The 14,825-nt window shown below is 70.0% G+C and carries 13 protein-coding genes and 1 pseudogene; 9 read left to right on the top strand and 5 right to left on the bottom strand.

Annotated features, from left to right (window positions below):
- The first annotated feature begins 323 nt into the window (after window positions 1–323).
- Together ACFV2J_RS35235 and ACFV2J_RS35230 are read left to right on the top strand one after the other, a co-directional pair.
- Window positions 324–1,256, top strand: coding sequence for a GNAT family N-acetyltransferase (locus tag ACFV2J_RS35235; protein WP_385094091.1), 933 nt, complete (start codon window positions 324–326; stop codon window positions 1,254–1,256).
- A gap of 170 nt (window positions 1,257–1,426) precedes the next feature.
- The gene (locus ACFV2J_RS35230; protein ID WP_385094088.1) at window positions 1,427–1,813 is read left to right on the top strand and encodes a nuclear transport factor 2 family protein; all 387 of its coding nucleotides are present in this window, start codon (window positions 1,427–1,429) and stop codon (window positions 1,811–1,813) included.
- A gap of 81 nt (window positions 1,814–1,894) precedes the next feature.
- Here the strand turns inward: ACFV2J_RS35230 and ACFV2J_RS35225 are convergent, their stop codons facing one another.
- Both ACFV2J_RS35225 and ACFV2J_RS35220 read right to left on the bottom strand, forming a co-directional pair.
- On the bottom strand, window positions 1,895–4,372 hold the full coding sequence (locus tag ACFV2J_RS35225; RefSeq protein WP_385442516.1) for an RICIN domain-containing protein: 2,478 nt from the start codon (window positions 4,370–4,372) through the stop codon (window positions 1,895–1,897).
- A 370-nt stretch (window positions 4,373–4,742) separates the two neighbouring features.
- Complete coding sequence (locus ACFV2J_RS35220) at window positions 4,743–7,124, bottom strand: SpoIIE family protein phosphatase (RefSeq protein ID WP_385094082.1); 2,382 nt, start codon at window positions 7,122–7,124, stop codon at window positions 4,743–4,745.
- Window positions 7,125–7,386: 262 nt separating this feature from the next.
- Here ACFV2J_RS35220 and ACFV2J_RS35215 point away from each other — a divergent pair, with 262 nt between their 5' ends.
- From ACFV2J_RS35215 to ACFV2J_RS35200, 4 genes are all read left to right on the top strand, one after another.
- Window positions 7,387–7,830, top strand: a complete 444-nt coding sequence (locus ACFV2J_RS35215) for a VOC family protein (protein ID WP_385088602.1) — start codon at window positions 7,387–7,389, stop codon at window positions 7,828–7,830.
- Between the two features lie 307 nt (window positions 7,831–8,137).
- Entirely contained in the window at window positions 8,138–9,169 is a 1,032-nt protein-coding gene (locus tag ACFV2J_RS35210) for an LLM class flavin-dependent oxidoreductase (RefSeq protein ID WP_385088600.1), read from the top strand.
- A 19-nt stretch (window positions 9,170–9,188) separates the two neighbouring features.
- Window positions 9,189–9,905: an NADPH-dependent F420 reductase gene (locus ACFV2J_RS35205; protein WP_385442513.1), complete on the top strand. Its 717-nt coding sequence runs from the start codon at window positions 9,189–9,191 to the stop codon at window positions 9,903–9,905.
- Window positions 9,906–10,038: 133 nt separating this feature from the next.
- Window positions 10,039–10,332: a hypothetical protein gene (locus ACFV2J_RS35200; RefSeq protein ID WP_385088596.1), complete on the top strand. Its 294-nt coding sequence runs from the start codon at window positions 10,039–10,041 to the stop codon at window positions 10,330–10,332.
- Window positions 10,333–10,401: 69 nt separating this feature from the next.
- Here the strand turns inward: ACFV2J_RS35200 and ACFV2J_RS35195 are convergent.
- Both ACFV2J_RS35195 and ACFV2J_RS35190 read right to left on the bottom strand, forming a co-directional pair.
- Window positions 10,402–10,756 (bottom strand): annotated as a pseudogene (locus tag ACFV2J_RS35195) (transposase); the annotation flags it as partial.
- 29 nt (window positions 10,757–10,785) lie between these two features.
- The gene (locus tag ACFV2J_RS35190) at window positions 10,786–11,499 is read right to left on the bottom strand and encodes an SDR family oxidoreductase (protein WP_385088594.1); all 714 of its coding nucleotides are present in this window, start codon (window positions 11,497–11,499) and stop codon (window positions 10,786–10,788) included.
- An 86-nt stretch (window positions 11,500–11,585) separates the two neighbouring features.
- Between ACFV2J_RS35190 and ACFV2J_RS35185 the strand changes: the two genes are divergently transcribed.
- The 3 genes from ACFV2J_RS35185 (at window position 11,586) to ACFV2J_RS35175 (ending at window position 14,566) form a co-directional block, all read left to right on the top strand.
- Complete coding sequence (locus tag ACFV2J_RS35185; protein WP_385088592.1) at window positions 11,586–12,098, top strand: winged helix-turn-helix transcriptional regulator; 513 nt, start codon at window positions 11,586–11,588, stop codon at window positions 12,096–12,098.
- An 820-nt stretch (window positions 12,099–12,918) separates the two neighbouring features.
- The gene (locus tag ACFV2J_RS35180) at window positions 12,919–13,491 is read left to right on the top strand and encodes a dihydrofolate reductase family protein (RefSeq protein ID WP_385088590.1); all 573 of its coding nucleotides are present in this window, start codon (window positions 12,919–12,921) and stop codon (window positions 13,489–13,491) included.
- 58 nt (window positions 13,492–13,549) lie between these two features.
- Window positions 13,550–14,566 (top strand): NAD(P)-dependent oxidoreductase, encoded by a 1,017-nt coding sequence (locus tag ACFV2J_RS35175; RefSeq protein WP_385442510.1) that lies wholly within the window; start codon window positions 13,550–13,552, stop codon window positions 14,564–14,566.
- A 7-nt stretch (window positions 14,567–14,573) separates the two neighbouring features.
- Here ACFV2J_RS35175 and ACFV2J_RS35170 read toward each other — a convergent pair whose 3' ends face one another.
- Window positions 14,574–14,816 (bottom strand): non-oxidative hydroxyarylic acid decarboxylases subunit D, encoded by a 243-nt coding sequence (locus tag ACFV2J_RS35170; protein ID WP_385088586.1) that lies wholly within the window; start codon window positions 14,814–14,816, stop codon window positions 14,574–14,576.
- Window positions 14,817–14,825 lie beyond the last annotated feature (9 nt).

Genomic DNA, 14,825 nt, shown 5'->3' with positions numbered 1-14,825 from the left:
GGGGGGCCCCCGCCCCCGCCCCCCCCCGGCGGCGGCCGGCGGGCCCCCCCGGTCCGCGCGGCCGCACACCATCCGGCCGCGCGCACGGCAGACATCGTGGAACCGAAAAGCGATTGCGGCCGCGGACCGCGATCGGATAGATCTGGTCATCGATGCTTCGGCCCCGAAGCTGAAGACATGCCAAGACGAGAGGAGGGACAGGCGGATGACTCCCACGACCACCGCGCTCGTCCCCTCCCGGGGTGCGGACAGAATCTGACCCCGGAACGGGCGAGCACCCTTCACTGGAGCATGACTCGACCGTGGACCTGAACAACCTGACGATGCGTCCGATCACCGGGCGCGAGGAACTCGCCCTCTTCTCCCGACTGCCCTACCAGCTGAACGAGGAACTTGCGGAGGACCTCGTCCAAGGCCGCCGACGTCCGGAATGGATGTGGGTCGCCGTGCTGGGGGACCGACTGCTGGCCAGAGCGGCCTGGTGGAGCCGGCGCGGAGCAGCCGACCCCCTCATCCTGGACATCCTGGATGTCGACGACACCCTCCCGGACGCCTCCACCCGGAGGGAGATCGGCGTCCGCCTCCTGCGCGCGGCCACGCGAACCGTCGTCCCGAACGGCTCACCGCCGCCCGAATACAGCCGCTTCATCCCGCCCGACTGGCGCGACGACACGGTCACCAGACGGGTGGTCGAGGACCGCATGACGATCCTGGAGAGCACCGGCGCCAGGCTGTTCGTCGAACGGCTTCGCCTGGAATGGCGGCGAGGATCGCCGATTCCCGAACCGAGCCGACGGCTCGCCTTCCGGCCGCCCCACGAGGACGAGTTGTTGACCCTCATGACCCGGGTCCTGGACGGCACCCTGGACGCGCACAGTCGTCACGACCTGACCCGCATGTCCGCCGACGCCACGGCGGCCAGGCACTACGAGGACGAACTCGCGCGCTACGCCAGCCCCAAGGACTGGTGGCGCGTGGCGGTCCTGCCCGACGCGGAGCCGGTGGGATTCGTCGTCCCGGCCCACAACGGGTACAACGCGATCATCGCCTACCTGGCCGTGCTCCCCGAGCACCGCGGTCACGGGTACATCGACGACATCCTCGCCGAGGGCACCCGCGTTCTCGCCCGACAGGACGTGCCCCGCGTCCGCGCGTCCACCGACCTGGGCAACGCGCCCATGGCGGACGCCTTCCGCCGTGCCTCGTACGTCAACTTCGGCCGGGAGATCAACATGACGTGGCCCGACATGCGGTAGCCGGGGGTCACGGCCCCACGGGTGCGGACGACGTCGCCGTGGGGCCGTGACGCTGGACGGCCGCACAGCGAACGTGTCGGCCGGCGCCGCCAGGGTTACGCTGGTTGCCAGGAAGCCGGGACATCGGAAACGGGTCTCGCCCGATGCTTTCTGTGGTCGGAGGAGACGCGATGGGCGACCAGGAGATCCGAGCGGCGCTGGACCGGCACTGGGCGGCGTCCGCCGCCGGGGACCAGGACGCCGAGCACGAGATCTATCACGACGACGTCATCACCGATTACCCCCAGTCGGGTGAGCGTATCCACGGCCGCCGCAACCTCCAGGCGTTGCGCTCGCACCACCCGGCCCAGCTCACGTTCACCATCCGCCGGATTCTCGGAAGCGGGGATCTCTGGGTCACCGAATACGTGATCGACTACGACGGGAAGCGCGCTTCCACCGTCAGCATCATGGAGTTCCGCGACGGCAAGGTGGCCCACGAGACCCAGTACTTCGCGGATCCGTTCGCTCCACCCGCCTGGCGTGCCCAGTGGGTGGAGTCGATGCCCGGCGTCTGACGACTGTTTCCGGTCCACGCGCGTGCCTGTTCCGATCGCTCTCGTCCGGGACGAGGGCCCACGTGGTGAGTGACCTCCGGTCTACGGGGCCGCGGCCGACCGCAGGGTCCACAGGTGGTCCGGGGTGCCGTTGTCGGAGTACTGGACCACGTCCGCACTGTCGCTGGTGGACATGCCGTCGACACCGAGCAGCAGACCGCTGTTCCGGTTGAGGATCTTGTACTGGCCGCCACCCGCGTCGATCAGCCGCCACAGGTGATCGCTGGTTCCGTTGTCGTGGTACTGCTGGACCTGGGCGCTCAGGGCCGTCGAGGCGCCCTCCACGGCGAGCAGCAGACCGCTGTTGACATTGACGATCTTGTACCAGCCGCTGCCGGCCCTGACGAGCTTCCACAGGTGGTCCGGGGTGCCGGTGTCCGCGTACTGCTGCACGTCCGCGCTGTCGGAGAGCGAGGCGTTCTCGACCGCGAGGAGCTTGCCGCTGTTGACGTTGGCGATCTGGAAGACCGGCGCGGCCCGCACCTCGAACTCCGACAGGCCCCACCCGGTGCCGCCGCCGGCGTTCGGCGCCACGACGCGGAGCCGGCTGGTCGTCAGTGCCGGGAACGTGATCCTGTTCTCGGCGTTTGCGGTGGGTGCGGCGGGGGCGCGGGTCTGGCCGGGCACGGTGGCCCAGGCCGTGCCGGTCCAGTACTGGAGGTCGTAGGTGGCCGGAGTACGCACGCCGCCGCCGTCGTCGTAGAAGTACAGCCGCACGTCACCGGTCTTCTGGTTGCGGCCGAAGTCGACGCCGTAGTAGTCGTCGGCGTGGCCGGTGGCGTACGAGGTCCAGCGGCTGTTCTCGGGAATGCCCTGCCGGTAGACGATGCCGTCGACGGCGTTCCAGACGTTGTCGTAACCCGAGGTGTAGGAGGCGAAGGGCTGCGGACCGGACGCGAAGCGCTGGCCGTTGGCTGCGATGTCCACCGCCGCGTCCGTACCCGGCTGGGTGAGCGGCGCGCCGACGCCGACCGTGACGGCGCCGAGGCCGGCCCTGGCGGCGACCTGGCTGCCGTCGACGTACACGTGCAGGCCCGCCCCTTGGCCGTAACGGCTTCCGGTGCGGTCCCACAGGACGGTCACGTTGTGTCCGTGGTACGGGGTGTTCTCCAGCGCGAAGTAGTCCCATCCGGCGGGCGCGAGCGGCTTGACGACGAGAGTGTCGTCGCTCTGGCCCCGCAGGCCGATGAGCCCGGAGATGACGTTGTCGTTGTAGGTGGAGTGGTTGTAGTCCTCGCTGTGGTTGTTCCCGTCGTACAGCCAGCTGCTGCTGTCCGGGTCATGGGCCTCGGCGACGTACGGGACACCGCCCCGGTACTGAGTGGCGGCGTACGTGTGCAGCAGCTGGACGTAGTCGCTACTGGAGAACACCGACTGGACCGGGTAGTCCTGCAGAAGGTTCGCCGCCGCGGTGAGCGTCTGGGACGTGGCGAAGGGCCAGGAGGGGCCGTCCCAGCGACAGCAGCCGCCGGCCTGGTACATGAACCAGGGGCTGCGCCGTTCCGCCGTCGTCGGCCCGTAGGGGGCCGCGAACCCGTTGGAGTCCTTGAGCTGGGCGAACGCCCCGGCGTTCGCGGCCGGCGCCATGTCGAACATCCAGGGCAGGTAGCCCATCAGTTCGCGGCTGCCGGTCTTGCCCAGTGACGGATTGTCGTCCCGGGCCACGCCGTAGTAGAACTGCCGCCCCGCGTCCCACAAGTGGGCCTGCACCGCGTTCTGCAGCGCGGCGGCGCGGGCCCGGAAGTCGTCGGCCGTGCCCGTGTCGCCCGCCAGCGCGGCGATGGCGGCGATCGCCCGCGCGTCACCGTACTGGTAGGCGTTGATCGTCGGCCGGTAGCCGTGGCCGCCGTGGTAGGGGTCGGAGGACTCGTACGACGAGGCGGAGTACTCCGTCGCGTCCCACACCGGCGCCTGCCAGTACAGGCCCAGCGCCTGGTTGAAGTGGTTGCCCCAGCCGTTGTACTGCTTGACCAGCGACGCCAGTTGCGACTTGGCGAAGCCCCGGTCCCCGGTGGCCAGCATCTGCTGCCACACCGCGTCGGCCGCCCAGAAGCTGTACTCGTGGGCCCAGTCCGAGGTGTCGGCGTTCACGTCGTCCGTGCGCGGCTTGGCGAACTGTCCCGGACCGCCGAGCCAGTAGTCGACGACGTCCTTGGCGTACGTCTGATCGCGCAGCCATCGCCCCTCGGTGATCTGATGCCCGGCCGCGGCCGAGATCCCCCCGTACGGAGCCCCGTAGCCGACCGGCTGGAGGAACTCGCTCGACAGCCAGCCGTACTCCGGCCCGGTGTAGACGAGATGCTCCTTGTAGGTCTGCCACCGGTAGTAGTACACGTCCCGGATCTGCTGGTCGGGAACGTCGAGAAAGGGGATGTTGGCCTTGAACCACGCCGGGTCCTGGACGCCTCTCAACAGAGCGTCGTGATCGAGGAACGATGTCCCCGCCGGAGCCACGGGAGCCGGCACGGACGGGACCTCGGCCACGGCCGGTCCGCCGAGAAGGCCGCTGAGCAACGTCACGGCGGCAGCCGCGCCCCACCATCTGCCTGTCCTCACCACGCGCTGCCCCTCCCACCCTCAACGGCCGCCTGACACCAGCCACTTCACGCGCCGCACATCGCCACCGGTCGTGGGGAGCGGCTCCTCCCGGCATCGTTTACAACGTTGTAAACGGAAAGCCTCGTGGACATGACAACACGCTCGATCCGTGACTGTCCAGGGTTGTGCACGAGGCACTCCCCCGCCGCGGCACCTACGGAGACACTCGCCTCGCTCCGCTGCTTCCGGACGGGACGGCCGGCCTCCCGTGCTCCTGCGCGTAGAGCGTAAACACCGCGCGAAGTTACCGACCGGCCCTGCCAACGGGCGGACGGGAAGGCCGTGTTGGGGATCAGGCAGCCGAAGCGAGCGGCTGCTCGGCCCAGATGGTCTTGCCCCGGTCCTCGTAGCGGGTGCCCCAGCGCTGTGCGAACTGCGAGACCAGCAGCAGACCACGGCCGCCCTCGTCGGTGGTACGGGCGTGCCTCAGGTGCGGGGCGGCGCTGCTGCCGTCGGACACCTCACAGGTCAGGGCGTGATCGTGGATCAGGCGCAGTCGTACGGGCGGTTCGGCGTACCGGATGGCGTTGGTGACCAGTTCGCTGACGATGAGCTCGGTGGCGAAGACCTCCTCGTCCAGGGCCCACGTACCGAGTTGGCGCGCGGCGAGGGAACGGGCGGTCGCCACGGCCGCCGGGTCGGCGGGGAGACTCCAGGTGGCGACGTGGGTGGGGTCCAGGGCACGGGTGCGCGCCACCAGGACCGCCGCGTCCTGCGGGGGATCGACGGGGATCAGGTTCTCGGCGAGACTCAGGCACAGATCCTGCGGGGATTGGCGGGACCTGGCCAGCAGCCGCGTGACCTCGGCGTGCCCGGCTTCCGGACCGAAGGCCTGCACCAGACCCGCGGTGTAGAGCACCAGGCGGGTCCGGTCCGGTACCGTCAGTTCGATCTTGGTGAAGGACGGTCCCGGCCGCCCCAGCGGTGCCCCCACCGGGAGCTCGGGGAAGGTGACCGTGCCGTCCGGGTGGGCCACGGCCAGCCCCGGCCGGCCCGCGGTGGCCATGACGCACTGGCGGGTGACCGGGTTGTAGACCAGGTACAGGCAGGTGGCTCCGGACGCCGCGCTGCCGGTCGCCGGGTCGCTGTTCTCCGCGTCCATCTGGTGAACCACGTCGTCGAGGCGGGCCATGACCTCATCGGGCGCCAGGTCCAGGGCCGCGAGGATGTGCAGGGCTGTTCGCAGCCGGCCCATGGTGGCCGCCGTCCGCATGCCGCGGCCGGGGGCGCTGCCCGTCACGAGGCCGACGCGAGCTCCAGGCAGCGCGATCACGTCGGCCCAGTCGCCGCCCGCACCGGAGTACACCACGTGGTGCGCCGTGCGGACCGTGTGCGGAGCGGGAAGGTCCTGCGGCAGCATGCCACGCTGCAGAGACAGGACGGCGTTTCGTTCGCGCACGAACCGGCGGGCGTTGTCCAGAGCGACGGCGGTGCGGCCGACGAGGTCCTTGGCCAAGGTGAGGTCCTCCTCGTCGAAGGCGTCCCGGGCGCCCCAGCGGTAGAAGGCGACCAGCCCCAGGACGGTCTCCCGCGCGACCAGGGGCACCATCATCAAGGTGTGGATCCGGTCCTCCAGCATCCGCCGGCCACGGACCATGTCGTCGCGTACCCAGGCGCTGTCCTCGTCGATCGTAGGCACCAGACACGCCCTGCGCTCGGCCAGGACCCGCATGGCGGCCGCGGCACCGGGGTAGCTGCTCGGCTCGCCGACGGCGTACACCCCTGGCGCGGCGCCATCCGCGCGGATCGACCGACAGGCCGCACGACGAAGGGCCCATCCGGCCTCTCCCGGCCCGTGCGGCACCTCCTGTCCGGCGAGCACGGGTTCGAGAAGGTCCACGGCCACGCTGTCGGCCCACCGTGGAACCACCACCTCGGCCAGCTCCTGCGCCGTGCGCAGCACGTCGAGGGTGGTCCCGATCCGGGCGCCGGCTTCGCCCGCCAGCGCCAGTCGCTGCTGCGCCCGGTCACGGTCGGTGACGTCGACCACGGTGTCGGCGATGCCGATGATGCGTCCGTCGGCGTCCTGCAGGCGGAACACGGACGCCGAATAGACGTGCTCGTGCTCGGGGTCACCTGGTGGCCGGCCGCGCTTCTCGAAGGCGATCGCCGGCTCGCCGGTCTCCAGCACCCTGGCCATCACCCGCTCGGCCATCTCGGAACTGAAGTCGGGCCACGCCTCGGTGGGCCGCAGGCCGAGCCCTTCGGTCACCCGCGTGCCCTGCATCCCCTGCGCCGTGGCGTTGTAGCGCGTCAGACGCAGCTGCGGATCCAGGACGAAGAGGCCGATCGGGGAACGGGTGAACAGGGCCTCCAGCAGCGCCCGGTCGACTGCGGAGACCGTCTCGGAGGTGGCCGGTGACAGATACATCCTCCAGCACGCCCCGAACTCCGGGTCCCGTTCGGCTCGTACCCGGATCCGGCAGGGGACCGTGTGTCCGTCCCGGTGCTTGAACACGGTGTCGGCCTGCTCGGAGTGCTCCGGCGGGGACGGGTCGAGCAGTTCCGTGACCGCCCGGCCGACTCCCCACCGCGCGGGATGGCCGAGCAGTTCTTCGGCTGCCGGGCTCCACCGGACCACGACGCCCACGCCATCCACCAGGAACGATGCCTCGCCGGCCGCATCGGGCGCGGATCTTCCCTCTTTGTCGCTGCCGACTTCCGATCCGTTCATGACCATCCGACCGTTCTGGGCTGCCTCGGCTCGGCCAGTGCCTCCAGTCTCGCGCAGCCGGAACTGCTTCGCGCGGCCTGGGCAGGAGCGCCCGACCGGTGCCCCGCGCCGGTCGGCCGCCGTCGGCCCGCACGCGGCCGGACACCACACACATGCGCGTCACCGTCTTGACCGGTGACGCGCGAGAATGCCATGATCTCACCTGTTCAAACGGTGACGCACGAGGTCGCCAAGCCTCCCTCCGCGAAAGAGAACCGGCCCAATGGATCTGAAACTCGAAGTCGTCGTACTGCCCGTCTCCGACGTCGACCGCGCGAAGGCCTTCTACGAGAAGGCCGGCTTCCGCCTGGACGTCGACTACGTCGCGGACGACAGCTACCGCGTGGTGCACCTGACGCCGCCCGGCTCGCAGTGCTCGATCCTCTTCGGCACCGGGGTCACCACGGCCGCACCGGGTTCGACGCAGGGCCTGCACCTCGTCGTCTCGGACATCGTGGCCGCCCACGCCGAACTCGTCGATCGAGGTGTCGCGATGAGCGAGATCTTCCACGACGCCGGCGGGGTGTTCCATCGCGGCACCGACGAAGGCCGGGTCAGCGGTCCCGACCCGCGGCGTGCCAGCTACGGCTCGTTCACCGCCTTCAGCGACCCCGACGGCAACGGATGGGTGCTCCAGGAAGTGACGACCCGACTTCCCGGCAGGTGACGCCTCCCCCACCGTCAGCGCGATCCGGCCCGGACTCCTGGACGCCCACCGGGGCGCGGGCCAGAGGTTTAGTTGACACATAAACTAGATGACTTAGGATGGGCCCGGCAGTCCACCCGTTCCACGAGGACACGGGGTGCGTCCGCGCCAGCGATGCATCCCGGCACCTCGATCGACGCATCAAGCGTGATTCACGGGAATATACTTGACACGTCAAGCAGTTACTTCCGAGCGACCGGCTGCCCACGGACCACCGGCCGCGAAGTCACCCCGCTGGTAGGGGAACTGCTCACCAAGGAGCCCATCCATGTCTGATCTCGAATTCGGCCTCGACACGTTCGGCGACGTGCCCACGGACGACTCCGGCGCGCCGGTCTCCCACGCGAGGGCGATCCGGCAGGTCCTCGACGAAGCCGTCCTCGCGGACGACCTCGGCGTCGATGTCATCGCGCTGGGCGAACACCACCGCCCGGAGTACTCGATCTCGTCGCCCGAGACCGTGCTAGCCGGCATCGCCACGCGCACCACGCGCATCCGGCTCGCCTCGGGCGTGACGGTGCTGAGTTCCGACGACCCCGTCCGGGTGTTCCAGCGCTTCTCTACCGTCGACGCCCTCTCCGGCGGCCGGGCCGAAGTAATCCTCGGCCGTGGCTCCTTCACGGAGTCGTTCCCGCTTTTCGGATACGACCTCGCCGACTACGACACGCTGTTCGAGGAGAAGATCGAGCTGTTCTCCAGGCTGCTGGAGGAGAAACCGGTCACGTGGAAGGGGACCGTACGGGCTCCCCTGGAAGACGCCGAGGTCTTTCCCCCCACCGAGTCCGGACACCTCTCCACCTGGGTCGGTGTCGGCGGCTCACCCCAGTCGGTCATCCGCACCGCCAAGTACGGGCTGCCCCTCATGCTCGCCATCATCGGCGGTTCTCCCGAGCGCTTTGCGGCCTACATCGACCTCTACCGGCGCGCGGCCGACAAGTTCGGCACCTCCGCGCATCCGGTGGGCATGCACTCCCCCGGCTTCATCGCCGACACCGACGAAGAAGCCCGCGAGGTGCACTGGCCGAGCTACCGGGTCATTCGCGACCGTATCGGCGCCCTGCGCGGCTGGCCGCCGCTGCGCCGGGAGGAGTACGAGGCGGAGATCGAGCACGGCTCCCTGTACATAGGCTCGCCGGAGACAGTCGCCCGGAAGATCGCAGGCGCCGTCAGCCGCCTCGACGTCGGCCGGTTCGACCTCATCTACACCGCGGGGGCGCAGCCGATCAGTGCCCGTCTGCGGGCGGTCGAGCTGTACGGCAGCAAGGTCATTCCCATGGTCCGCGACATCCTCGCCGGCTGACTCGCACAAAGGAGAAGGAATGAGTACCGAGGACGTCCGCATCGTCGGCATCCTGGGCGCCGGAAAAGTGGGAACCGTACTCGCGCGGCTGGCCCTGGCGGCAGGCTTTCGTGTGCTGATCGCCGGGTCGGGCGAGGCCGAGAAGATCGCGCTCACCATCGAGGTCCTCACCCCCGGCGCGGTCGCGGTGACCGCGGCCGAGGTGGCGGCCCAGGCAGACGTCGTGATCCTGGCCCTCCCCCTGGGCAAGCACCGCGCTCTACCGGCCGACGCGCTGCGGGGCAAGCTGGTCGTCGACGCGATGAACTACTGGTGGGAGGTCGACGGTGTGCGCGACGACTTCACCGACCCCCGCACCTCCACCAGCGAGATCGTCCAGGCCTTTCTGCCCGACTCCCGTGTGGTCAAGGCCTTCAACCACATGGGCTATCACGACCTCGAGGACGAGGCCCGGCCCGTCGGCACGTCCGGCCGCAAGGCGATCGCCGTCGCCGGGGACGATCCCGCCGACCGGGCCACCGCCGCCCACCTCGTGAGCGCCTTCGGCTTCGACCCCGTCGCCATCGGCCCGCTCGCCGAAGGGGTACGCCTGCAACCGGGGACCGAGCCCTTCGGAGCCAACGTCAGCGCCGACGAGTTGCGCGCCATGATCGACCGTTTCCCCGCCTCGCAACGCGGCGAGACGGCCGGCGGAGCCCACGCCGCTGCGACGCCCCCGGCCGCCGACGTGGCGTAGAGGTCGATTCCTTCCGACGGTTCACCGCGGAACCAGCGGTCGCTCCGGGGAGACGGGGCGTCCGCTGGAAAGTCGGCGGCCCAGGGGGTGGCTGGCGTCTGTCCGGCTGATCATGAGGTCGTAGGGTCTGACCGTGATCAATCTCCAGGTCCGAAGCGAGAACGGCAGGATCGAGGCCCGCGCGAGGCACGGTGTGGTCTGGGGCCCTGAGCTGGCTGGTCTCGATCAGTCGGCGTTTCCGATGCTGGGACATCTCTTGCCATACGCAGACACCGTTTTCAACCACCGGCAGGTGGCCACTCTGTTGGAGGAGATACCGCGGCTGCCTGCGGGCGTGCTGACTGATCAGTTCATGCGCGAGTTGATCGAACTGGGTCAAGCAGTGCTCGACGGACAGCACCTGTACCTGTGGTTCCTCGGCGACTGAGACTGCAGGTCGGCTCAGCTCCGTCGCCAAGGCCGGATCGCCTGCAGTGGTGACGGGGACGGGGAAGACCTACGCCCTCCTGTCGCAGCGGGTGGCGACGGCCCGGAAGTTCTTGAGTCGGTTGATTGCGCGCTCTACCTCATTACGGCGTTTGTGGACCTCGCTGTCGAAGCCGGTGGACCGGCAGCCCTGGCCGCCGCGCAGTTTGCGGTTGGCCTGCCGGTTCTTCGGTTCGGGGATCGTGTGCTTGATCTGGCGTCTTCACAGGTGACTCCGGTCGCGGCGTGAGCTGTACGCCTTGTCCCCCCAGGTGGTCCGGCCGGGTGCGCGGCCGTCCGACCTGCGGGCGGGAGACGCGGATGCGGTCGAGGACCTCGATCATCTGAGGTGCGTCGCCCCACTGGCCGGGCGTGACCAGGAACGCCCCCGACGGCCCACTGACGCCGCGTACGGTCAGCGCTTCAAAGGCAGCCCCGGGTAGAGGTTCGCAAGGTCGCCGGAGAGCGCGGCGCGAACGGTACGGCTCTTGTCGTCGGCCACCACTTCGAGCGCACGGTCCTGGATGCCGTCGAGCGCGAGCCCGGCCACCCACGCGGGGTCGACCTTGTCGGAGCCGTCCACGTAGTCCGCCATGTCGGTGTCCATGTAGCCCACGTGCAGGGCGATGACGTCGATGCCGGACGGTGCCAGCTCCTGCCGTGTCACGTTGGTCATGGCCAACTCGGCGGCCTTGGCCGCGCTGTAGCCGCCGTAGTCCGGATAGTGCGCCCAGCTGAGCACTGACAGCACGTTCAGGATGGCCCCGCCGCCGTTCGCGGCGATCACAGGGGCGAAAGCCCTGGTGACATTGAGGGAGCCGAAGAAGTGCGTCTCCATCTCCCGGCGGATGTCGCCCATGTCGCCAGCGGCGAGTCCGACGTGCGTGCTGATGCCGGCGTTGTTGATGAGAAGTGTCGCGTCCGGGGCGGCCTCGGCCGCCCGTGCCACGGAGTCGGGGTCCGTGATGTCCACCTCGAGCGGCACGGCCCCGGGCAGGTCGACCGTCGACGGGTTGCGTGCGCCCGCGTAGACCTTGGCGGCGCCCCGCTCGAGCAGCTGGGCGGCGAAGTGCCTTCCCAAGCCGCGGTTCCCGCCGGTCACGACCGCCACTGCGTTCCTGATGTCCATGAGTTCTCATCTCTGAGTAGCTGGATAGGTATTTCCAACATAGGCAGGCTGGATGTGAAAACGCAACTCAGGAGTAAGCTGACTGCATGACGTACAGGACCGGACAGCAGGAGAGCGACCGCGAAGAGGCCTGCTCGATCGCCCGCTCCCTGGAGGTCGTCGGAGATCGCTGGACCATGCTGATCCTCCGCGAGGCGGCGCTGCAGGACGTGACACGCTTCGCCGACTTCCGCTCTCACCTCGGCATCGCGCCCGACGTCCTCACGCTGCGCCTGGGCACCCTCGTGGAGGGGGGTGTCATGGAGAAGCGGCCCTACCGGGAGCCCGGCGCGCGCACGCGCTTCAGCTATCACCTGACGCCGGCCGGTGAGCAGTTGCGGCTGGTCCTGGCCGCCCTCCAACAGTGGGGCGACGAGAACCGGCCGCCCTCGACCGGGCCCAGCACCCTGAGGCGCTCCGCGCACGGCGACCGCCCCGTGCGTGTGGCCTTCGTCGACGACACCGACGCCGTCGTCGCCGCGGCTGACGTGAACTTCCTGACGACGGTTCCTCGTCCCGCGCGCGAGCGGGAGGAAGCGGGGCTGACGCCCGAGCCCTGACCGTCACCGCCGGGCAGCCGGCCAGGCGCCGGGCTGCCGGGGTGCTCTCACCACCGGCGGGGACGTACCTCACCAACCAGCCGGAACCGGCCGACGCCGACGCAGACGCAGACGCAGACGCAGACGCAGACGGGGGGGTCATACCGGTCGGCGCCTTCCGCCACGCACACCCGGCTGCCGCGCGAGCACCGTCGCGAGCAGTCGCCCGCGGCCCGTGCCGGCACGGTTCCCGAGTCCCGCGCCGCGGTGAGCTCGCCCCCGCGCCGCACCACAGCGTCGCCGCGCTAGACCGGGCACCTCCCAGGACGAAGCCGGTCACGAGTTCGCGGCGTCCGCGGAGCGCGGGTCCCCAGCGGATCGGCGGCAGCCTTCCAAGCACATCCGGCCCTCCATGTCACCTGCCCCCACTTTCAGTCGACCGGACGCACCGTCGTGAGCTCACGACCCTGCCGCCGCCAGGGTGACCAACCTTCGCCACCACCAGACGGCCTCCCCCTCCCCACTCCACCGCGCCTGTCGCCCACAGCCGGCAGGACGTCCCGACCCCAGCCGCGCCCCCTCACCGGGCCGACCGTTCGACGGCGGCTCCCGGGACATCCTCGACCGACGCCGACCCACACCACAGCCGACAACTCAAACTGCCTTGACAATTAATTTTGTCGGACGCATTCTGGAGCCGTGCCGGACCCTGCCCCGATCGAAGACCGCGCACCGCGGAGCGGCCCGCGAGCGGTCCTCGCCGCAGGTCCGCCACCTCGAACGCGCATCGAAGCGGCGGCGAGGAACCGAAGACGTCCACCGGACACCGAAGGAAACCAGCATGCGTACCTTGATCAGCTCCGCCTTCCTCTCGCTCGACGGCGTCATGGAGGCTCCGGGCGGTGAACCCGGTTACCGCAACTCCGGATGGACCTTCAAGGACATCGAGTTCGTCCCCGAGGCGTTCGCCATCAAGGAGCGGGAGCAGCACGAGTCCGCCGCGGTCATGATGGGCCGGGCCAGCTACGAGGCGTTCAGCCCGGTGTGGCCCGACATGGCCGAGTTCGCCGAGTACAGGACCATGCCGAAGTACGTCGTCTCGACCACGCTCACCGAGGCCGAGCTGGTCACGAACTGGGGCGAGACCACCCTCCTGCGCTCCCTCGACGAGGTCGCCGCCCTCAAGGAGACCGACGGCGGCCCGATCATCGTCCACGGCAGCGTCGCCCTGAACCACGGTCTCGCGGACGCCGGCCTGATCGACCGCTACCACCTGCTCGTCTTCCCGCTGCTGCTCGGCGCGGGCAAGCGTCTGTTCCCCGCGACCGACCAGGACACCCGGAAGCTGAAGCTGGTCGAGCACGCCGTGTACGCCAACGGCCTGCAGATGAACGTCCTGGACGTCGTGCGCTGACCTGGGGCCGGGACCCCCGCCCTACCGCCCCACACACCGGCCGACGCTCCGCGACCCCGTGTGCTTCACCGGGCGCGCACCCTGCCGTCGAACCCTGTGGGCCGGGGCCGTGCCCGGATATCATCCACCGATGTCGATGATCTGCCTTATCGGTGTGGGCCGCATGGGCGAACCGCTGTGCGCCGGTCTCGTCCGCGCGGGCTACCAGGTGACGGCGTACGACGTCCTGGCGGAACGCAGGGAAGCGGCCCTGGCCCACGGGGCGCGAACCGCTGATTCGGCGGCGGCCGCGGCGGCGGGCGCGGACGTGCTGCTCACCGTCCTTCCCGGGCCGGCCGAGGTGGCGGCCGTGGTCGACGACGCCGTACTCGGGGCCCTGGCGTCGCGAGCCACCTGGATCGACATGAGCAGCAACACGCCGACCGATGCCGAACCCTGCTGGAAGCGCGCTGCCGCCCACGGGATCGGTGTACTGGAGGCGCCCATCGGAGGTTCGCCCGCGGACGCCGCGGCGGCCCGGCTACGGCTCTTCGTCGGCGGGGAGGGTGCCCTCCTGGAGCACCACCGCCCGCTGCTCTCCGTGGTGTCCGACCGCATCACGCACATGGGCGGGCCGGGCACCGGCTACGTCGCCAAACTGCTGGTCAATCTCCTGTGGTTCGGGCAGGCCGCCGCCACCGCGGAGGCCCTCCTCCTCGGCCGGCGTGCCGGCATCGACCTGGCCGTACTGACCGGGACCCTGGCCGCCGGTCCCGCCTCGACCGCGTTCATCCGCCACGACCTGCCCGCCCTCCTGGCCGGTGACTACCTCACCGACTTCGGCCTCGACCACATCCACGGCCAACTGACGGCCGTGACCGCACTGGCGGAGCGACTCGACACACCCCACGGCATCGCGGACACCGTCCGCGATCTCCATGGGGAGGCACTCGCGCGCTACGGCCCGGCGGACGGCGAGCTGCTCGCGGTGGCGCTGCTGGAGGAGAAGGCCGGGATTCTCTTGCGTCATCCGGACACGCCCGTCGCCGACAGCGGCGCCGGCGAGGCCGACGGGCGGTCCCGGCCCACCTCGTGACGCTGACTCAGCCGCGCCGCAGCAGCGAGGGAACGGGCGGTACCTCGACGGCTTCGGCGATGTCGTCGACGGTCACCTTGAAGCTGTCGGGATAGCTGTCGCGCTCGGTGCGGCGGGCCGGTTCACTGGTGCGCCAGCAGTAGAGACACTGCCGGCACTGCAGCACGACCCACACCCCGGGCACGGGAGAGGTGAAGAGCTGTTCGACGGTCTCGTGGGCGCAACGCGGGCAGATGCCGGTGCCGTCCATGCCGGTGGT

Source organism: Streptomyces sp. NPDC059668 (genome assembly GCF_042734135.1).
GTDB lineage: Bacteria > Actinomycetota > Actinomycetes > Streptomycetales > Streptomycetaceae > Streptomyces.
This window is presented reverse-complemented; position numbering and strand designations above follow the sequence as displayed.